This window comes from Streptomyces aureoversilis (genome assembly GCF_042657885.1).
Classification (GTDB): Bacteria; Actinomycetota; Actinomycetes; order Streptomycetales; family Streptomycetaceae; genus Streptomyces; species Streptomyces aureoversilis.
In genome coordinates, this window is sequence record NZ_JBHSKJ010000008.1 from 306,258 (window position 1) to 324,308 (window position 18,051).

Annotated in this window: 19 protein-coding genes; 10 read left to right on the forward strand and 9 right to left on the reverse strand. The window is 71.8% G+C overall.

Going from position 1 to position 18,051, the window contains the following annotated elements; translation table 11 throughout:
- Positions 1 to 16 precede the first annotated feature (16 nt).
- Together ACFPP6_RS16780 and ACFPP6_RS16785 are read left to right on the forward strand one after the other, a co-directional pair.
- Positions 17 to 547, forward strand: coding sequence for a glycine-rich domain-containing protein (locus tag ACFPP6_RS16780; protein WP_382042448.1), 531 nt, complete (start codon positions 17 to 19; stop codon positions 545 to 547).
- Between the two features lie 34 nt (positions 548 to 581).
- Positions 582 to 1,907: an MFS transporter gene (locus ACFPP6_RS16785; protein ID WP_382042451.1), complete on the forward strand. Its 1,326-nt coding sequence runs from the start codon at positions 582 to 584 to the stop codon at positions 1,905 to 1,907.
- A 64-nt stretch (positions 1,908 to 1,971) separates the two neighbouring features.
- Here ACFPP6_RS16785 and ACFPP6_RS16790 read toward each other — a convergent pair whose 3' ends face one another.
- A complete protein-coding gene (locus ACFPP6_RS16790) occupies positions 1,972 to 2,742 on the reverse strand; it encodes a GntR family transcriptional regulator (RefSeq protein WP_382042454.1) in 771 nt (256 codons plus the stop codon).
- 241 nt (positions 2,743 to 2,983) lie between these two features.
- On the opposite strand from ACFPP6_RS16790, the gene ACFPP6_RS16795 reads away from it, so the two are divergent.
- The 4 genes from ACFPP6_RS16795 to ACFPP6_RS16810 all read left to right on the forward strand — a co-directional run bounded on the left by ACFPP6_RS16795 (position 2,984) and on the right by ACFPP6_RS16810 (position 7,668).
- Complete coding sequence (locus ACFPP6_RS16795; protein WP_382042457.1) at positions 2,984 to 4,252, forward strand: extracellular solute-binding protein; 1,269 nt, start codon at positions 2,984 to 2,986, stop codon at positions 4,250 to 4,252.
- Between the two features lie 92 nt (positions 4,253 to 4,344).
- On the forward strand, positions 4,345 to 5,325 hold the full coding sequence (locus tag ACFPP6_RS16800) for a carbohydrate ABC transporter permease (RefSeq protein WP_382042460.1): 981 nt from the start codon (positions 4,345 to 4,347) through the stop codon (positions 5,323 to 5,325).
- The gene (locus tag ACFPP6_RS16805) at positions 5,322 to 6,152 is read left to right on the forward strand and encodes a carbohydrate ABC transporter permease (protein WP_336009687.1); all 831 of its coding nucleotides are present in this window, start codon (positions 5,322 to 5,324) and stop codon (positions 6,150 to 6,152) included. The genes ACFPP6_RS16800 and ACFPP6_RS16805 overlap by 4 nt, the downstream gene beginning before the upstream one ends.
- Positions 6,153 to 6,177: 25 nt before the next feature.
- Entirely contained in the window at positions 6,178 to 7,668 is a 1,491-nt protein-coding gene (locus ACFPP6_RS16810) for a glycoside hydrolase family 3 protein (RefSeq protein WP_382042463.1), read from the forward strand.
- Positions 7,669 to 7,741: 73 nt separating this feature from the next.
- Here ACFPP6_RS16810 and nagB read toward each other — a convergent pair whose 3' ends face one another.
- Positions 7,742 to 8,527 (reverse strand): glucosamine-6-phosphate deaminase, encoded by a 786-nt coding sequence (nagB, locus tag ACFPP6_RS16815; RefSeq protein ID WP_382042466.1) that lies wholly within the window; start codon positions 8,525 to 8,527, stop codon positions 7,742 to 7,744.
- 207 nt (positions 8,528 to 8,734) lie between these two features.
- On the opposite strand from nagB, the gene ACFPP6_RS16820 reads away from it, so the two are divergent.
- Positions 8,735 to 9,814 carry an SIS domain-containing protein gene (locus ACFPP6_RS16820; protein ID WP_382042468.1) on the forward strand — a complete coding sequence of 360 codons (1,080 nt, stop codon included), beginning with the start codon at positions 8,735 to 8,737 and terminating at the stop codon, positions 9,812 to 9,814.
- A gap of 75 nt (positions 9,815 to 9,889) precedes the next feature.
- Here ACFPP6_RS16820 and ACFPP6_RS16825 read toward each other — a convergent pair whose 3' ends face one another.
- Positions 9,890 to 10,645 carry a glucose 1-dehydrogenase gene (locus ACFPP6_RS16825; RefSeq protein WP_382042471.1) on the reverse strand — a complete coding sequence of 252 codons (756 nt, stop codon included), beginning with the start codon at positions 10,643 to 10,645 and terminating at the stop codon, positions 9,890 to 9,892.
- 83 nt (positions 10,646 to 10,728) lie between these two features.
- On the opposite strand from ACFPP6_RS16825, the gene ACFPP6_RS16830 reads away from it, so the two are divergent.
- Positions 10,729 to 11,379 carry a TetR/AcrR family transcriptional regulator gene (locus ACFPP6_RS16830; RefSeq protein WP_382042473.1) on the forward strand — a complete coding sequence of 217 codons (651 nt, stop codon included), beginning with the start codon at positions 10,729 to 10,731 and terminating at the stop codon, positions 11,377 to 11,379.
- 348 nt (positions 11,380 to 11,727) lie between these two features.
- Positions 11,728 to 13,197 carry a sensor histidine kinase gene (locus tag ACFPP6_RS16835; protein WP_382042476.1) on the forward strand — a complete coding sequence of 490 codons (1,470 nt, stop codon included), beginning with the start codon at positions 11,728 to 11,730 and terminating at the stop codon, positions 13,195 to 13,197.
- A gap of 182 nt (positions 13,198 to 13,379) precedes the next feature.
- Here ACFPP6_RS16835 and ACFPP6_RS16840 read toward each other — a convergent pair whose 3' ends face one another.
- Together ACFPP6_RS16840 and ACFPP6_RS16845 are read right to left on the reverse strand one after the other, a co-directional pair.
- Positions 13,380 to 13,637, reverse strand: coding sequence for a WhiB family transcriptional regulator (locus tag ACFPP6_RS16840; protein ID WP_004937597.1), 258 nt, complete (start codon positions 13,635 to 13,637; stop codon positions 13,380 to 13,382).
- Between the two features lie 322 nt (positions 13,638 to 13,959).
- On the reverse strand, positions 13,960 to 14,928 hold the full coding sequence (locus ACFPP6_RS16845; protein WP_382042479.1) for a diacylglycerol/lipid kinase family protein: 969 nt from the start codon (positions 14,926 to 14,928) through the stop codon (positions 13,960 to 13,962).
- 92 nt (positions 14,929 to 15,020) lie between these two features.
- On the opposite strand from ACFPP6_RS16845, the gene ACFPP6_RS16850 reads away from it, so the two are divergent.
- Positions 15,021 to 15,500 (forward strand): hypothetical protein, encoded by a 480-nt coding sequence (locus ACFPP6_RS16850; RefSeq protein WP_382042481.1) that lies wholly within the window; start codon positions 15,021 to 15,023, stop codon positions 15,498 to 15,500.
- Positions 15,501 to 15,607: 107 nt separating this feature from the next.
- On the opposite strand, the gene ACFPP6_RS16855 is transcribed toward ACFPP6_RS16850, so the two are convergent.
- The 4 genes from ACFPP6_RS16855 to ACFPP6_RS16870 form a co-directional block, all read right to left on the reverse strand.
- On the reverse strand, positions 15,608 to 16,498 hold the full coding sequence (locus tag ACFPP6_RS16855) for an RNA polymerase sigma factor SigF (protein WP_058046202.1): 891 nt from the start codon (positions 16,496 to 16,498) through the stop codon (positions 15,608 to 15,610).
- Between the two features lie 40 nt (positions 16,499 to 16,538).
- Positions 16,539 to 16,952, reverse strand: coding sequence for an ATP-binding protein (locus ACFPP6_RS16860; RefSeq protein WP_030366270.1), 414 nt, complete (start codon positions 16,950 to 16,952; stop codon positions 16,539 to 16,541).
- Between the two features lie 230 nt (positions 16,953 to 17,182).
- The gene (locus ACFPP6_RS16865) at positions 17,183 to 17,707 is read right to left on the reverse strand and encodes a GNAT family N-acetyltransferase (RefSeq protein ID WP_382042486.1); all 525 of its coding nucleotides are present in this window, start codon (positions 17,705 to 17,707) and stop codon (positions 17,183 to 17,185) included.
- A 22-nt stretch (positions 17,708 to 17,729) separates the two neighbouring features.
- Entirely contained in the window at positions 17,730 to 17,990 is a 261-nt protein-coding gene (locus tag ACFPP6_RS16870) for a UBP-type zinc finger domain-containing protein (RefSeq protein ID WP_382042489.1), read from the reverse strand.
- Positions 17,991 to 18,051: the final 61 nt, after the last annotated feature.

The following is an 18,051-nucleotide window of genomic DNA, read 5'->3' on the forward strand; positions in this document are numbered from 1 at the left end:
CGGGACGAACCCCATCATGGCCACTACTCCGCAGCCGAACACGCCCCCGAAGGTCTCCGCCGACGACCTCAAGGCGCTCCTCGGCGAACAGCTGCATGCCGAGGTGGTGCGGTACTTCACCGGCAGCACGGGCGGCGCGCCCGACTACGTCGAGCGCCAGGTCCTGGAGGCCCTGCGCTACCTCTACCTGGTCTCCCGCCACCGCGAGCGGCTCAGCGGCCTCTTCCTGCCGGTCGAGCAGGAGATCGACGAGATCTGGCACTACCTCATCCTGCAGACGCGCGAGTACCGGGAGCTGTGCGAGGAGCGTCTGCCGGGACGTTTCTTCATCCACCACCGCAGCATCGCCTACGAGGACTACCAGCAGGAGCCGGGCCGCGAGCAGGTCATCGAGGAGGCGCTGCGCTGGATCCCGCTGTACGTCGCGGAGTTCGGCCCGTTCGACGAGGGCGCGCTGCCCCACTGGACGATCGTGCGCTTCCTGCACCGGCAGCTGGACATGCCGCTGGAGGAGATAGCCGCGCTGGAGCCGCTGCAGGCGGCGTAGCACGCCGTCCACCGACACTCAGGGAGAGGGAGCCATGGGCGCTCGGCCCGCCGCACCGGCCACGCACGGCACCACGGGGAGCGCCACCGGCCCCGAACAGAAGCGCATCATGACCGTCCTGGTGATCTCCCAGGTCCTCAGCGGAGCGGGCCTCGCCGCCGGGATCACCGTCGGCGCGCTGCTCGCGGAGGACATGCTGGGCTCGACCGGCCTGGCCGGCGTGCCCAGCGGGCTGTTCACCGCCGGTGCGGCGCTCGGCGCCATGGTCATCGGGCGTCTCAGCGAGCGCTGGGGCCGCCGGCCCGGCCTCACCCTCGGGCACGCGACCGCCGCCCTCGGCAGCCTCGGGGTCGTGGTGGCGGCCGCCGTGGACATGGTGCCGCTGCTGTTCCTCTCCCTCTTCGTCTACGGGGCGGGCACGGCCGTCAACCTGCTCGCCCGGTACGCGGGGGCCGACCTCGCGCCGCCCGCGCGCCGGGCGAGCGCGGTGAGCACCGTGCTCCTGGCCACCACGTTCGGCGCGGTCGTCGGGCCCAACCTGGTGACCGTCACCGGGGACGTCGCGCACGCCTGGGGCATTCCCCGGCTCGCCGGGCCGTTCCTCCTGGCCGTCGTCGCCTACGCGGCCGCCGCGGTCGTCATGGGCACCTCGCTGCGGCCCGACCCGCTGCTGCGGGCCCGCGAACTGGCCGCGACGGAGGCGGCCGACCGGGCCGCCGCGGGCGGTACGGGCGGTGCGGCCGGGCCGGGGGACGGCGGTGCGGGGGAGAAGGCCCACGTGCGCGGGGTGGCCACGGGCACGGCGGTGATGGTCCTCAGCCAGCTCGTGATGATCGGCATCATGACGATGACGCCCGTCCACATGAGCGCCCACGGGCACGGCACCCAGGCCACCGGCCTGGTCATCGCCCTCCACGTCGCGGCGATGTTCCTGCCGTCCCCGCTCACCGGCAGGCTCGTCGACCGCTTCGGCGCGCCGCGGGTCGCCGCGGCCGCCGGGGTCACCCTGCTCCTGGCCGGACTGCTCGCCGCCCTCGCCCCGCCGCACAGCGGCGCGGCCCTCGCCGCGGCGCTCGTCCTGCTGGGCCTCGGCTGGAACTTCGGCCTGGTCAGCGGCACCACCATGATCACCGAAGCGGTGCCGCTCGCCACGCGCGCCTCGACCCAGGGCCTCGTCGACGTCGCCATCGCCATCGCGGGCTCCACCGGCGGGACGACCTCGGGCCTGGTCGTCGCCGGCAGCGGCTACCCGGCCCTCGCCGCCGGCGGCGGCCTGCTGGCCCTGGCGATCGTGCCGGTGGTCGCCTACTCCTCCACCGGCCTCCGCGGCCGGGCCGCGCTGCGCCGTACCGGGGGATGACCCCCGGACCCCGGCCGAGGACGGGCCGAGCCCGCCCCCCGGCCGGGTGGGGGTCCGGGGCCGTCTACTCCTCCACCGGCCTCCGCAGCCGCGCAACGAACTTGTACCGGTCGCCGCGGTAGACCGACCTGACCCACTCCACCGGCTCCCCCTGGGCGTCCAGGGAGTGGCGGGAGAGCATCAGCATCGGCAGGCCCACGTCCGTGCCCAGCAGGCCCGCCTCGCGCGGCGTGGCCAGGGACGTCTCGATGGTCTCCTCCGCCTCGGCCAGCCGGACGTCGTAGACCTCGGCGAGCGCGGTGTACAGCGAGGTGTACTTCACGAGGCTGCGCCGCAGCGCCGGGAACCGCTTGGCCGACAGGTGGGTCGTCTCGATCGCCATCGGCTCGCCGCTGGCGAGCCGCAGCCGCTCGATGCGCAGGACGCGGCCGCCCGTCGCGATGTCCAGGAGCTTGGAGAGCCGGTCGTCGGCGGTGACGTAGCCGATGTCCAGGAGCTGGGAGGCCGGCTCCAGGCCCTGGGCGCGCATGTCCTCCGTGTAGGAGGTCAGTTGCAGCGCCTGCGAGACCTTGGGCTTCGCGACGAACGTCCCCTTGCCCTGGATGCGCTCCAGCCGCCCCTCCACGACCAGTTCCTGGAGCGCCTGGCGGACGGTCGTGCGGGAGGTGTCGAACTCCGCGGCCAGGGTCCGCTCCGGCGGCACGGGGGTGCCGGGGGGCATGGTTTCGGTCATGTCCAGCAAATGGCGTTTGAGGCGGTAGTACTTGGGGACGCGCGCGGTCCGCGCGCCGCCCGACGCACTGCCGCCCTCGGCCGTACCACCGTCGGTCGCCATCGTCCGCCTTCCCGACTCCGATCCTGCTGCTGTCACCGGCTCCTCCGTCTGTCGCGGTCACATGGTGGCACGGGCAGAGCCCGAGGGGCCCGGAGACGCCCAGGTCGACCTCGAGGTGTCGGTCCGGTAACGGAGCCGACAGCGACTCTTATACACCCTTGACACCCCAAAAGGTCTAGGCCAAGCTGCGGGCACTGGTCTAAACCATTAAAGACCACATTCGGTCCTTGAGGAGAGTGCTGTGAAGCGAGGGCTCATAGCGGCGACGGGCGTCGCGGCCATGTTGGTGAGTGTTGCTGCCTGTGGGTCCAGCGACGGGGACGAGGGATCGGGTGACGGGGGCAAGGCCAAGAGCCTGACCGTCTGGTTCATGGACGGCTCGAACCCGCCGGGCTGGACCAAGTCCGTCCAGGCCGAGTTCGAACAGAAGACCGGCGCCAAGCTGGACGTCCAGGTCCAGAAGTGGGACGGCATCCAGCAGAAGCTCACCACGGCCCTCTCCGAGTCCAACCCGCCGGACGTGGTCGAGGTCGGCAACACCCAGACCCCCTCCTACGCGCAGACCGGCGGCCTCGCCGACCTCGGGGACCTGAAGAAGGAGATCGGCGCCGACTGGTCCGAGTCCCTCAACAAGCCCTCGGTCTTCGAGGGCAAGCAGTACGCCGCGCCGTGGTACGCCGCGAGCCGCGTCGTCATCTACAACAAGAAGGTCTGGGCCGACGCGGGCGTCACCGAGGTCCCCAGGACCCGCGCCGACTTCTTCAAGGCCCTGGAGGCCATCCGGAAGAAGGGCGAGGCCGAGCCGCTCTACCTGCCCGGCCAGAACTGGTACTTCTTCGACGGCCTGACCATCGGCACCGGCGCGGACCTGGTGAAGAAGGACGGCAAGAAGTGGGTGTCCAACCTCGCCGACCCCAAGGTCGCCAAGGCCATGGAGGTCTACAAGCAGTACCAGGCCTTCAGCAAGGCCCCCAAGGACAAGGACGAGGCCACCCCGCAGCAGGCCGACGTCTTCGCCAAGGGCAAGACCGGCGCCTTCATCGGCATGGGCTGGGAGGCGGGCACCGCCATCAAGGCCAACCCGGCCATCGAGAAGGACCTCGGCTACTTCACCATCCCCGGTGAGACCGCGGACAAGCCCGAGGGCGTCTTCCTCGGCGGCTCCAACCTCGCCGTGGCCGCGGGCAGCAAGAAGCAGGAGCTCGCCAAGGAGTTCCTGAAGATCGCACTGTCCGACAAGAACGAGGGCGCGCTGGCCAAGGAGGTCGGCTCGATCCCCAACAAGGAGTCCCTGCTGGCGCAGGTGAAGGGCAACCCGGCCGCCGAGGCCGCGGCCCCGGCCGCCAAGGGCGGCGGCACCACCCCGCTGATCCCCGAGTGGGCCGCGGTGGAGAACGCCCCGAACCCGATCAAGGCGTACATGACGGCCGTGCTCAACGGCAAGTCCCCCGAGGACGCCGCCAAGCAGGTCGAGGCGGACATCAACAAGCGCCTCAGCCAGAAGCAGTAGCCCGACGGCCGGGCAGGGGGTCGTGAACAACGGCCCCCTGTCCGGCCGCGCACCAAAGCAATACCGTTCGACAGGGGAGAAGGCGGACGACGATGTCAGCGCAGATCGAAGAGGCGGCGGCCACCGGGCCCGCCTCCCGGACCGGCAAGGGCGCCGCCCCGCCGCCCCGCCGAGGACCCGGCCGGCTCGTCCGGGGCGCGCCGTATCTGCTGATCCTCCCCGCCGCCGCCGTCACGGTGCTGCTGCTCGGCTGGACGCTGCTGAAGAACGGCCTGCTGTCGTTCCAGAACCTCGGCCCGCGCCAGCTGATCCAGCACCTCACCGAGTGGACCGGCACGGACAACTACGCCGAGCAGCTCGGAAGTTCCGAGTTCTGGGGCGTCACGGGGCGCTCGGTGGTCTTCACCCTCGCCAACGTCGTCCTCATCATGGCGCTGGGCTGCTTCATCGGCCTGCTCCTCGCCCGCCTCGGCACCGCCCTGCGGCTGCTGCTCTCGGTCGGCCTCGTCCTCGCCTGGGCCATGCCCGTCGTGGCGGCGACCACCGTCTTCCAGTGGCTGTTCGACCAGCGCTTCGGCGTCGTCAACCACGTGCTGGACAAGCTCGGCTGGCACTCCATGGCCGGCTACAGCTGGACCAGCGGGCAGTTCTCCACCTTCTTCGTGATCACCGTGCTGATCGTGTGGCAGTCGGTGCCCTTCGTGGCCGTCAACCTCTACGCGGCGACGACCACGATCCCCAAGGAGCTCTACGAGGCGGCCGCGCTGGACGGCGCGAACGCCCGGAAGCAGTTCACCTCGGTGACCTTCCCCTTCCTCAAGCCCTTCTTCCTGGCCACGACGTTCCTCGAAGTCATCTGGATCTTCAAGTCGTTCACCCAGGTGTTCGCGATCAACGAGGGCGGTCCGGACCGGCTCACGGAGACCCTGCCCGTCTACGCCTTCCAGGAAGGCTTCGGCAGCCAGCACTTCGGGATGGGCGCCGCCATCTCCATCCTGACCATCGTGATCCTGCTGGCCCTGACCGCGTACTACCTGCGCCTGGTGCTCAAGCAAGAGGAGGACGAGCTGTGAGGCGATCGACCCTGGGCCGGATCTGGCCGGGAGCGACCGCGGTCGTTCTCTTCCTCGCGTTCGTGTTCCCCGTCTACTGGATGTTCAGCACGGCCTTCAAGGCCAACAAGGACATCGTCAGCGAGGACCCCGTCTGGTTCCCGGCCAGCCCCACCTTCGAGCACTTCGAGCGGGCGGTGCAGGCGGACGGCTTCTGGACGCTGGTGCGCAACTCCTTCACCGTCACGCTCGTCGCCGTCGCCCTGTCGCTGGTGATCGCCCTGTTCGCCTCGTTCGCCGTCGCGCGGATGCGGTTCAAGGGGCGCAAGAGCTTCATCCTGGTGATGATGATGGCCCAGATGGCCCCCTGGGAGGTCATGGCCCTCGCGTACTACATCATCGTGAGGGACGCGGAGATGCTGAACAGCCTCGTGCCGCTGATCGCCATCTACACCGTCATGGTGCTCCCCTTCACCGTCCTGACGCTGCGCGGCTACGTCGCCGCCGTGCCCAAGGAGCTGGAGGAGTCCGCGATGGTCGACGGCTGCACCCGCACCCAGGCGTTCATCAAGGTGATCTTCCCCCTGCTGGCGCCGGGCCTGATGGCCACCTCGCTCTTCGGCTTCATCACCGTCTGGAACGAGTTCCCTTACGTCCTGATCCTCAACAAGGACGCCTCGGCCCAGACCCTCCCCGTGTGGCTCACCGGATTCCGCACGGCGTTCGGCGACGACTGGGGCGCCACCATGGCCGCCTCCTCGCTCTTCGCCGTGCCCATCCTGATCCTCTTCGTCATCCTCCAGCGCAAGGCCGTCGGCGGCCTCACCTCCGGCGCAGTGAAGGGTTAGGGGCCCACTTCTCATGGACACGGACATGGACACGCTCACGCGCAACGCCCTCACCGTCCTGCAGCCCGGCTTCACCGGCACCGCCGCCCCGGCGTGGCTGCTGCGCCGGCTCGGCGAAGGGCTCGCCTCCGTCGGCCTCTTCGGCCGCAACATCACCTCGCCCGAGCAGCTCTCCAAGCTCACCGCACAGCTGCGCGCCGAGTGCGGCGACGTGCTCGTCGCGATCGACGAGGAGGGCGGTGACGTCACCCGGCTGGAGGTGCGCACCGGCTCCTCCTTCCCCGGCAACCTCGCCCTCGGCGCCGTCGACGACCCCGGGCTGACCCGGGCCGTGGCCAGGGAGCTGGGCCGCCGGCTCGCCGCGTGCGGCGTCAACCTCAACTGGGCGCCGTCCGCCGACGTCAACTCCGACCCGGACAACCCGGTCATCGGCGTCCGGTCCTTCGGCGCCGACCCGCAGCTCGTCGCCCGGCACACCGCCGCCTACGTCGAGGGCCTGCAGTCCGCGGGCGTCGCCGCCTGCACCAAGCACTTCCCCGGGCACGGCGACACGGCCGTCGACTCCCACCACGACATGCCGCGCATCGACGCGGACCTCGCCACGCTGCGGGCGCGCGAACTGGTGCCCTTCCACGCCGCGGTCGCCGCCGGTACCAAGGCTGTCATGAGCGCACACATCCTGCTGCCCGCGATCGACGCGGACCTGCCGGCGACGCTCAGCCCCGCCGCCCTGCACGGGCTGCTGCGCGCGCCCGTCGCCGACGGGGGCCTCGGCTTCGACGGCCTGATCGTCACCGACGGCATGGAGATGCGGGCCATCGCCGCCACCCACGGGATCGAGCGCGGCAGCGTGCTGGCCATTGCCGCGGGCGCCGACGCCATCTGCGTGGGCGGCGGACTGGCCGACGAGGACACCGTGCTGCGGCTGCGCGACGCGCTGGTCGCAGCCGTACGCGCCGGCGAGCTGCAGGAGGAGCGGCTCGCCGACGCCGCGGCACGGGTGCGCGCCCTGGCGCGCTGGACCTCGGGGGCGGGTGCGGCCGAGGAGGGGAACGCGCCTGCCCCCGAGGTGGGGCTGACCGCGGCGCGGCGCGCCCTGCGGGTGACCGCCTCGCCCGCGCACGAGCCCCTCGCCGGGCCCGCCTACGTGGCCGCGTTCACCCCGCTGGCGAACATCGCCGTCGGTGACGAGACCCCCTGGGGCGTCGGCGCCGAACTGGCCCGGCTGCTGCCCGGCACGGAGACCGGCACCTACGGCCACGACGCGGCCCGCGCCTCCGACGTGCTCGAGGCCGCGGGCGGACGGCGGATCGTCGCCGTCGTACGGGACGCGCACCGGCACGGGTGGATGGCGGAGGCCCTGGACGCGCTGCTCGCGGCGCGGCCGGACACGGTCGTGGTGGAGATGGGCCTGAACGAGGCTCCCGCGCGCGGCGGTCTGCACATCGCCACGCACGGGGCGGCGCGCGTGTGCGGTGCCGCCGCCGCGGAGGTCATCGCCGGGGCGGCAGGCTGACGGCCGGTTCCGGAAAAGGCCGGAGGGGAGCAGACGCCGCCTGCTCCCCTCCGGCCTTTTTCCGGACCTGCGGCTACAGCCCCTGCCAGGCCGGCTTCGCCGCGTACGTGGCGCGGAAGTAGTCCGCCAGCTTCAGCTTGGACGCGGCCGCCTCGTCGGCGACGACCGTCGCGTGGGGGTGGAGCTGCAGCGCCGAGGCCGGGACCAGGGCCGAGACCGGGCCCTCGACGGACGCCGCCACGGCGTCGGCCTTGCCCTCGCCGGTGGCCAGCAGCACCAGGTGGCGGGCCTCCAGGATGGTGCCGATGCCCTGGGTGATGACGTGGTGGGGCACCTGGTCGATGTCGCCGTCGAAGAAGCGCGCGTTGTCGACGCGGGTCTGCTCGGTCAGCGTCTTGATCCGGGTGCGGGAGGCCAGGGAGGAGCACGGCTCGTTGAAGCCGATGTGCCCGTCGGTGCCGATGCCCAGCAGCTGGAGGTCCACCCCGCCGGCCGCGGGCAGCGCGCGGTCGTACTCCTCGCAGGCGGCCTGGACGTCCTCGGCGGTGCCGTCGGGGCCCATGAAGGACGCCTCGGTCAGGCCGAGCGGCTCGACGACCTCGCGCAGCACCACCGAGCGGTAGGACTCGGGGTGGTCGGCGGGCAGGCCGACGTACTCGTCGAGCTGGCAGACACGGGCGCGCGAGGCGTCCACCGCACCGGAGCGGACCTTGGCGGACAGAGCCTCGTAGACGGGCAGCGGCGTCGAGCCGGTGGCCACGCCGAGCAGAGCGTCGGGCTTGCGGCGCAGGAGGGCGGCCATGGCCTCCGCGATGAGTTCGCCGCCTGCCTTGGCGTCCGGGACGATGACAACTTCCACGCTGGGGCCTGCCGATCTTAAAGAGTGGAGCGGATCGTGTGTGGTATAGACCAATCTAACAGAGGGATCCGCAAGGGGGAGCCTCCCCGAGCCCGCTTCCGGCTGGCGGGCGCGGCCCGCCCCGTGGTCGACTGGGAGGGCCCCGGCGCCGTGCGGCGGGCCGCCGGACCGCGACCCCCGCAGCCCCCGCCCGGGAGGTAACCGGACATGAGCGTCTCGACCCCCGCCCACCACAGCGAGCAGCCGGGCGGGATCATGTCCGGCGAGATGGCGGAGCAGCCGGCCGTCCTGCGCCGCATCCTCGACGAGGGCGCCCCCGCCATCGCCGGGACCGCCCGGCTCATCGCCGCCCGCCGGCCGCGCTTCGTGCTCCTCACCGCCCGGGGCACCTCCGACAACGCCGCCCTCTACGCCAAGTACCTCCTCGAAGTGCAGCTCGGGAAGCCCTGCGGCCTGACCTCGATGTCGACCATCACGACCTACGGCGCCCGGCCCGACCTGACGGACGTGCTCGCCGTGACCATCAGCCAGTCCGGCGGCTCCCCGGACCTCGTCGCCTCCACGAAGGCCGCCCGCGAGGCCGGGGCGGTCACCCTCGCGGTGACCAACAACGCCGACTCCCCGCTCGCCGCCGTCTCCGAGCACCACATCGACATCCTGGCCGGCCCCGAGCGGGCCCTGCCCGCCACCAAGACCTACACCGCCTCCCTGCTGACCCTCTACCTCTTCGTCCAGGGCCTGCGCCCCGGCGGGGGAGACGGCACGGCCACGGCCGCCGCACTGCCGGGCCTCGCCCAGCGCATCCTCGACCGCGGCGCCGAGGTCGGACAGCTCGCCGCCCGCTACCGCTTCGCCGAACGGATGGTCCTCACCTCCCGCGGCTACGGCTACCCGACCGCCAAGGAGGCGGCGCTGAAGCTGATGGAGACCAGCTACATCCCCGCCCTGTCCTACTCGGGCGCCGATCTGCTGCACGGCCCGCTCGCCATGGTCGACAACATCTCGCCGGTCATCGCCATCGTCACCGAGGGCCGCGGCGGCGCGGCCCTGCAGCCGGTGCTCGAACGGCTGCGCGGCCGGGGCGCGGACCTCATGATCGTCGGCACCGAGGCGGAGGTGGCCCGGGCGACGACCGGATTCGCCCTCCCCACGGCCGGCGTGCCCGAGGAGCTGCAGCCGATCCTTGAGATCCTGCCGCTGCAGAGGCTGGCCTACGAGATCACCGTCGCCCGCGGCCAGGACCCGGACGCGCCCCGGGCCCTCGCCAAGGTCACCGAGACGCGCTGAGCGGACACCGCCCCGGCGGCCGCGGCCCCCCGTCCCGCGGCCGCCTTCCGGCGGGTGTCACGGCAGCGCCGGGCATCAGAGCAGCGCGCCGCCCGTCGCGTCTATCCACTGCCCCGTCACCCACCGGCTGTCGTCCGAGGCGAGGAAGGCCACGATGTCGGCGACGTCGCGCGGCTCGCCCACGCGGTTGAAGGGGGACAGGGCGGCGACGTCCGTCCGCACCTCCGCGCCGCTGTTCAGCCAGGCGGCGTTCATGTCGGTGTCGATCACGCCCGGCGCCACGGCGTTGACCGTGATGCCGCGCTCGCCCAGCTGCTTGGCCAGCACCGAGGTGAAGGCGTCCACCGCGCCCTTGGTCATGGTGTAGGCGATCAGCTGGGGCATCGCCGAGCCGTGGGTCAGCCCCGTGGAGACGTTGACGATGCGCCCGCCGTCGCGCAGGCGGTCCAGGCCGAGGCGGGTGATGAAGAACGGCGCCTTCGTATTGACGGCGAAGACCCGGTCGAAGTCCTCCTCGGTCACCTCGCCGATCGGCACCCGCACGCCGTCGATGCCCGCGTTGTTCACCAGGATGTCCAGGCCTTCCGCCCGCTCGTCGAAAGCGGCCCACAGCGCCTCGGCGTCCCCCGCCGCCCCCAGCTCCGCCCGGATCGCGAAGGCCTCGCCGCCCGCCGCCTCGATCGCCTTCACCGTCTGCTCGGCGGAGGCGGCATCCCGCCCGTAGTGCACGGCGACGCGGGCCCCCTCCCTGGCCAGGCGCTCCGAGATGCCCCGTCCGATGCCCCGGCTGCCGCCCGTGACCAGTGCCGTCCTGCCCGTGAGCGTGCCCATGGCCGCGCCCCCCTCTTTCTTTAGTGAGTGCTACAGAAAGAACGTAGCACAGGTTTTTTAGCGAGCGCTATAGAATGGGAGCCATGGCGACCAAACAGCGGGGCAGGCCTCGGTCCTTCGACCGCGAGACGGCCCTGGAGCAGGCGATGAAGGCCTTCTGGGAGCACGGCTACGAGGCCGTGTCCATCTCCGACCTCACGCGCGCCATGGACATCAAGGCGCCCAGTCTTTACGCGGCGTTCGGCGACAAGCGCACCCTGTTCGAGGAGGCGATTGAGGCCTACGTGCGCAACTACGGCGTCTTCACGGCGAAGGCCCTGGCCGAGGCGCCGACCGCCCGCAGTGCGGCGGACCGCCTCCTGCACGAGGCCGCGGTGGCCCACACCCTTCCCGGCCTGCCCCGCGGCTGCATGATCATCAGCGCGGCCACGAACTGCACCGAGCAGTCCGCCGAGGTGGTCGCGGCGCTCCAGGAGCGGCGCAACAAGGGCGTCGCGTTCATCGAGAGCCGCATCGCCGCCGACGTCGCCGCGGGAGTCCTGCCGGCGGACACCGACGCGCACCACCTCGCCGTCTATACGGGTGCCGTCCTGCAGGGCATGTCGCAGCAGGCGCGGGACGGCGCGGACCGCGCCACCCTGGAGGCGGTCGCCGACGTCGCGATGCGGGCGTGGCCGCGGGAGCGGGCGGGGGAGACGGGCCCCGGAGGGGTCACTTCGGGCCGCGGCGCCTGACCGGGACCCTCGACCCGGCCGGCACCGCAGCCCGGAGCCGTATCGGCCCGCCGGGGTGCGGGGCGTGCGGACCCCGCGGCCGGAGTGGGCCGACTGGAGGCCGTGGCGCGATCAGGGCAGAGAGCGCCGGGCCTCGCTCCGCCCTCCTGTGCGGGGAGGGCGGAAGCTTTGCCCGCCCATTGTGGACTAGACCATTCTCCCGTGTCCATGGTTTCTCCCGCCCGGGTTTCCCCGGGTATCCGCCGCGGTCCGCGCGGCCCCGCGGCCGTCCGCACCGGCCCCCGGTAGGCCCCCGGCCGCCCCGGGATGAGCGTCCCGGCCCCGGGTAGGCTCACCACTGTGCCCTCCATGAACGACCTCGTACGTCAGCACACGGCCCTCTGCGACTCCGACCTGGAGTGGCTGCACTTGCTGGTCTCGGAGTGGCAGCTGCTCTCCGACCTGTCCTTCGCCGACCTCGTCCTGTGGGTGCCCACGCTCGACGGCACCCGCTACGTGTCGGTCGCGCAGATGCGGCCCAACACCGGCCCCACCTCCTACCAGAACGACATGGTCGGCCACCTCGTGCCCCGCGGCCGCCGCCCCATGCTGGACGCCGCCCTCGACGAGGGCCGGATCGTCCGCGAGGGCGATCCCGAGTGGCGCGAGGAGGTCCCCGTCCGCGTCGAGTCCATCCCCGTCCGCCGCGACGGCCGGGTGCTCGGCGTCATCGCCCGCAATACGAACCTGCTGACCGTGCGCACCCCGAGCCGCCTGGAGCTCACCTACCTCCAGAGCGCCTCGGACCTGGCCCAGATGATCGCCAACGGCGCGTTCCCCTTCCCCGGTCAACAAGTCGACATGGACGCCTCCCCGCGCGCCGGCGACGGTCTCATCAGGCTGGACGCCGACGGCATCGTGCAGTACGCGAGCCCCAACGCCCTCTCCGCCTACCACCGCCTCGGCCTCGCCGCCGACCTCGTGGGGCATCATCTGGGCGAGACCACCGCTCAGTTGGCGCCCTCGCGCGGCCCGGTCGACGAGTCGCTCGCCAAGCTGGCCAGCGGCTGGGCGCCGCGCGAGTTCGAGGTCGAGGGCAACGACGGGGTCATCCAGCTCCGGGCGATTCCCCTCAAACCCAAGGGAAATCACATCGGTTCGCTCGTCCTGCTGCGCGACGTCACCGAACTGCGACGCCGCGAGCGAGAGTTGATCACCAAGGACGCGACCATCCGGGAGATTCACCACCGGGTGAAGAACAATCTGCAGACCGTAGCGGCCCTGCTGCGGCTCCAGGCCCGCAGGATCGGTTCGGCCGAGGGCCGCGAGGCGCTGGAGGAGGCCGTCCGCCGGGTCGGCTCGATCGCCATCGTCCACGAGACGCTCTCGCAGAACCTGGACGAGCGGGTCGAATTCGACGAGATCGCCGACCGGGTGCTGGCGATGGTCGCCGAGATCTCGCCCGGCCGGGTGGCCGGGCGGCGCACGGGCCGCTTCGGGATCCTCGACGCCGAGGTGGCGACCCCGCTGTCGATGGTGCTGACCGAGCTGCTGCAGAACGCCATGGAGCACGGGTTCGGGCCGGGGGAGCGGGGCACGGTGGAGGTCACCGCCGTGCGCAGCGGGACCCGGCGCGACGCCCGCCTGCTGATCTCGGTGCAGGACGACGGCCGCGGGCTGCCCGAGGGCTTCGACCCGCAGCGCGCCGGCAACCTGGGCCTGCAGATCGTCCGCACCCTCGTCGAGGGCGAGATGGGCGGGACGTTCGACATGGTGCCCGCTCCCGGGCAGGGCACGAGGGTCGTCCTTGACATCCCGGTGCGGGCGGAGAAGGGCTGACCCGCCGGGAAGCCGGCCCCGTGGCCCGCACGGGCACACCGCACCGCACCCGGAACAGCACTGAGCCCCGGACCATCAGGTCCGGGGCTCAAGGCTCACGTGATGTGGGGCGCCCCCAGGCGAAGCTCGGGGGGAGCGTCAGGGGGTACTGCGCGCTGCGGCTCGGGGGCCGAGGGGCGTCGTCAGGCGGTGGCGTTGCGCGCCCGGTTGCGAGCGGCGCGGCGCTTCATGGCGCGGCGCTCGTCCTCGCTGAGGCCACCCCAGACGCCGGAGTCCTGGCCGGACTCGAGCGCCCACTGCAGGCACTGCTCCATCACGGGGCAGCGGCGGCAGACGGCCTTGGCTTCCTCGATCTGCAGCAGCGCAGGACCGGTGTTGCCGATGGGGAAGAAGAGCTCGGGGTCTTCCTCGCGGCAAACGGCGTTGTGACGCCAGTCCATGGCTGCTCCATCTCCTCGGTATTGCGGCTACGTTGCTTGTGAATGTGAACGCTTTCACGAATCCCTCCGCAGGGGAAGGGCCGACGCCCAGTCGTGAAACTGGTGCGGTCCATCAGGAAAAGGGAGGGGTTCGGGCTGTATCGGAAGGCCGGAAGAGCGGACGTCCCGATCGCCATGAAGAGATTCGCAAACCTCGGCGGCGGATACAACCCCTTCTGGAAAGTTTTTTTTGATTCCTCGGTGTCGGCTAGGTCACAGCCGTACTTCCAGGGGGTGGAACCCAGTCTAAACGTTCGAGTGGAAGGACTTTAGGCCCTAGCACTCACACAATCACACGCAGTGCACGGCGAACGCCTGTGAACGTCACGCTGCTCCGCACTCCGAGGTGGTCACCGTCCATCTGGAACGGCAGTGGGACCTGCGAATGCAAGGTGAACTGCGTCTGGTCGTGCAAGGACACGGTGTGCTTGCCCCGGGGGCCGCGCTCGGGCGTGGACGTGAGCAGCTGGGTGACGTAGCGGCCGGCCGCCGCCGTCGACAGCCTGGTGAATCCCAGCACGTCAAGGGCGGTGTCGAAGGACGCCTGCGGCGACGCGTAGACCGGACGGTTGTTGAGGTACGTCCACGGCGCCGTGTTGCAGATTATCGACATGACGAGATTCTCGAGTGGCTCCTCGCCCGGCCGTTCGAGGGTGATCGTGCCCCGCCGGCGGTGGGTCTCCCCGACGAATTGACGCATCACCTGTCGCACGTACAGCGCAGGCGTCGACCGCTTGCCGCGCTCGCGCTGCTGCTCCACCCGGCCGATGACCCCCGCGTCGAAGCCGAAGCCCGCGCAGAAGGTGAACCAGCGGGACGGGACCCCCTCGTCCTCGGTGCCGGGCGTGCCGCCCGCGAGGCCGAGGCCGACCGTGCGCTCGGTCCCCTCGCGCAGGGCGTCCAGCAGGGCGCCGGTCGCCTCCACGACGTCGTTGGGCAGGCCCAGGGCGCGGGCGAAGACGTTGGTGGAGCCGCCGGGCACCACGGCGAGCCGGGGCAGGTTCTCGGGGTCGGGGCCGTCGTGCAGGAGGCCGTTGACGACCTCGTTGACCGTGCCGTCGCCGCCGAGCGCCACCACCAGACCGGTGTTCCCGCTCTCGGCCGCCCGCCGGGCCAGATCGCGGGCATGGCCCCGGTACTCCGTGGTGGCGACCTCCAGCTTGAGATCGCTGGCGAGCGCGTGGACCAGGACATCACGGGTACGGGCACTGGTGGTGGTGGCCGAGGGGTTGACCACGAGAAGCGCACGCATGCGCGCCAGCCTACCTACCTGTCGGTACACGATCGGCCCCGGCCCGCCTTCGGCCCCCCTCGGATCGTCGGCGGTACGGCTACCCTGCTGGGGTGAGCAGCAAGCAGTCCGCGCCGAAAAACGCCCGTAAGAGCGGTCCCGCCGGTCCCCGGCAGCAGGCCGCCGGGGATCCCGCCCCCGCCGGGCCCCGCCCGGCCCGGCTGACGGCCGCGGCCGTGCTGACCGGCCTGGAGGGCCTGGCGCTCGCCGCCGCCGGCGTCTACCTGCTGGTCATGGGCCTGCTCGGCAAGCCGGACAGCCCCCAGCAGGCCGAGACGGGCGGCCTGACCGTGCTCGCCCTGGCCGTGCTGCCGCTGGTGGCCGCGCGCGGGCTGTGGCTGCGCCGCCGGTGGAGCCGCGGGCCCGCCATGATCACGCAGATCATGGCGCTGCCGGTCGCCTGGACGCTGTACGTCGCGGGAGGCGCCATGGTCGCCGCGGCGGTCGCGCTCGTCGTCGTGGCTTTGGGCACGCTGGTGCTGCTCGTGAACCCGACGGCGACGGAGGCGCTCGGGATCGGCCCGCGGGAATGACCGGCCCGCGGGAGTGAGCACCGGGGCTCCGCCCTGGACCCCACCCCGGTCCTCGAACGCCCCCGGCCACTGCCGGGGGCACCTCGGACAGGCGGATGAAGGAACCGCTACTCCTCGATCAGCAACCTGTCCCGCAGCTGCGCCAGCGTCCTCGCCAGCAGCCGTGACACGTGCATCTGCGAGATCCCGACCTCCTGGGCGATCTGCGACTGGGTCATGTTGCCGAAGAAGCGCAGCAGCAGGATCTTCTTCTCCCGCGGCGGCAGGTCCTCCAGCAGCGGCTTGAGGGACTCGCGGTATTCGACGCCCTCCAGCGCCTCGTCCTCCGCGCCGAGGGTGTCCGCGACCGCCGGGGACTCGTCGTCCGTGTCGGGCACGTCCAGGGAGAGGGTGCTGTAGGCGTTGGCGGACTCCAGCCCCTCCAGCACCTCCTCCTCGGAGATGCCCAGGTGCTCGGCCAGCTCGTGGACGGTGGGCGCGCGGCCGTGCCGCTGGGAGAGCTCGGCGGTGGCCGTGGTCAGGGCCAGCCGCAGCTCCTGCAGCCGGCGCGGGACGCGGACCGCCCAGCCCTTGTCGCGGAAGTGCCGCTTGATCTCCCCGACGACCGTGGGGGTCGCGTACGTGGAGAACTCGACGCCGCGGTCCGGGTCGAACCGGTCCACCGACTTGATCAGGCCGATGGTGGCGACCTGGGTGAGGTCGTCCAGCGGCTCCCCGCGGTTGCGGAAGCGCCGGGCCAGGTGCTCCACCAGCGGCAGGTGCATCCGCACGAGGTGGTTGCGCAGCTCGGCCCGCTCGGGCGAACCGTCCGGCAGCGCCCGCAGCTCGATGAACAGGGCCCGGGCGCCACTGCGGTCCTGCGCGGTGGAGTGCCGGTGCTGGTGCTGGTCCATGTGGTCCGCCCGCTCTGGTGGGTCGCTCGCCTCGTCCGGCGCGGGATTCGCAGGATCGCCCGGCAGCTGTCGGGCAGGCTGCTGCGGGATGGCCGGGGTACGCACCCCCCGCGACGATGCAGTACTCACGGAGCCCCCTCTTCCGTCACGGCTGTCCGGGGCCGGCGCCGCGCTTCTTGTGCAGGCTGATGCTGACCGTACGGTCGTCGGCGACGGTCGAGTCGACCTCACCGGCCAGGGCGGAGAGCACCGTCCAGGCGAAGGTGTCGCGCTCGGGTGCGCGGCCGTCCGTGGTGGGCGCCGAGACGGTCACCCGCAGCGCATCGCCCACGAGGCGGAAGACGCAGCTGAGAACGGAGCCGGGCACGGCTTGTTGCAGAAGGATCGCGCACGCCTCGTCCACCGCGATGCGCAAGTCCTCGATCTCGTCGAGGGTGAAGTCCAAGCGGGCCGCGAGGCCGGCTGTCGCCGTCCGCAGCACCGACAGGTAGGCACCCGCAGCGGGCAGCCGGACTTCCACGAAGTCCTGGGTCCCGGGCTCGCCTGCGATTGGGGACACCCTCACCTCCAAGGTGGCACAAGCTTCTTGAGCTGTTACGAGCGCCGGCCCCCGCCCTCGGCCGCCCTTCGGTCGAGGGTCGCGCGCGGGCCGGTGCGGCACATGGTTCGGCTGCGACGCTATCGCGATCTGCGGGTCCGTGGAGCAGCCCCGCGACTGTCACTCATGGTAAACCCATGAGCACGGACAGTGGCTAGGGGCTTGCGGTCCCAAATCGAAAGAGCTGTCGCCTAGTTGGGATTTTCGTCACTCTGCGCGAGCGCCGCAAGGGTGCGGAGGGGTTCTCCGGACAAGCGGTAGGTGGTCCATTCGTCCATGGGTTCGGCCCCGAGGGATTTGTAGAACCCGATCGAGGGCGTGTTCCAGTCCAGCACTGACCATTCGAAACGCTGGTAGCCGCGGTCCGCGCAGATCCGGGCGAGGGTCGCGAGGAGCGCCTTGCCGTAGCCCCCGCCGCGCGCCTCGGGGCGCACGTAGAGGTCCTCCAGCCAGACACCGTGCGTACCCGTCCAGGTGGAGAAGTTGCGGAACCAGATCGCGAAGCCGACCGGCTCCACCGCCCCGTGCGCATCACCGCCCACAGATCCGTCACTCTCCGCTATCAGGGCGAACGCCGCGGGGTGCTCGCCGAAGAACGCCTCGTGCAGCTGTTCCTCGGTCGCCCGGGCGTCCTCCACCGACCGTTCGTACTCCGCGAGTTCGCGGATCATGGCATGGAGGGCGGGCACATCGGCGGGCGTCGCGGCTCGGATCATGCGTGCATGCTAGCGGGCGCCGTCAGACCAGCCGCTGGTCCACGTAGCACCAGCGCCAGCTCTGGCCCGGCTCGTAGCTGCGCATCACCGCGTGCCCCGTCTCCCGGAAGTGGTCCGTGGCGTGCCGGTACGGCGAGGAGTCGCAGCATCCGACGTGGCCGCAGACCAGGCACAGCCGCAGTTGCACGGGGTGGCTGCCGGCCGCCTCGCACTCCGGGCACGTCGGGTGCACGGCGACGGGCTCGGGGCGCGGCAGCCCGGGAAGATGCTCGCACTCGCTCATGATTGCCAGATTAGATCGCACCGCCGAGGCGCGAGCGCCCGCACCGTCGGCACCCACCACC

Coding starts and splice junctions, on each gene's coding strand:
- ACFPP6_RS16780 (WP_382042448.1), top strand. CDS start 17: ATGGCCACTACTCCGCAGCCGAACACGCCCCCGAAGGTCTCCGCCGAC.
- ACFPP6_RS16785 (WP_382042451.1), top strand. CDS start 582: ATGGGCGCTCGGCCCGCCGCACCGGCCACGCACGGCACCACGGGGAGC.
- ACFPP6_RS16790 (WP_382042454.1), bottom strand. CDS start 2,742: ATGGCGACCGACGGTGGTACGGCCGAGGGCGGCAGTGCGTCGGGCGGC.
- ACFPP6_RS16800 (WP_382042460.1), top strand. CDS start 4,345: ATGTCAGCGCAGATCGAAGAGGCGGCGGCCACCGGGCCCGCCTCCCGG.
- ACFPP6_RS16810 (WP_382042463.1), top strand. CDS start 6,178: ATGGACACGCTCACGCGCAACGCCCTCACCGTCCTGCAGCCCGGCTTC.
- ACFPP6_RS16820 (WP_382042468.1), top strand. CDS start 8,735: ATGAGCGTCTCGACCCCCGCCCACCACAGCGAGCAGCCGGGCGGGATC.
- ACFPP6_RS16825 (WP_382042471.1), bottom strand. CDS start 10,645: ATGGGCACGCTCACGGGCAGGACGGCACTGGTCACGGGCGGCAGCCGG.
- ACFPP6_RS16830 (WP_382042473.1), top strand. CDS start 10,729: ATGGCGACCAAACAGCGGGGCAGGCCTCGGTCCTTCGACCGCGAGACG.
- ACFPP6_RS16835 (WP_382042476.1), top strand. CDS start 11,728: ATGAACGACCTCGTACGTCAGCACACGGCCCTCTGCGACTCCGACCTG.
- ACFPP6_RS16840 (WP_004937597.1), bottom strand. CDS start 13,637: ATGGACTGGCGTCACAACGCCGTTTGCCGCGAGGAAGACCCCGAGCTC.
- ACFPP6_RS16845 (WP_382042479.1), bottom strand. CDS start 14,928: ATGCGTGCGCTTCTCGTGGTCAACCCCTCGGCCACCACCACCAGTGCC.
- ACFPP6_RS16865 (WP_382042486.1), bottom strand. CDS start 17,707: ATGATCCGAGCCGCGACGCCCGCCGATGTGCCCGCCCTCCATGCCATG.
- ACFPP6_RS16870 (WP_382042489.1), bottom strand. CDS start 17,990: ATGAGCGAGTGCGAGCATCTTCCCGGGCTGCCGCGCCCCGAGCCCGTC.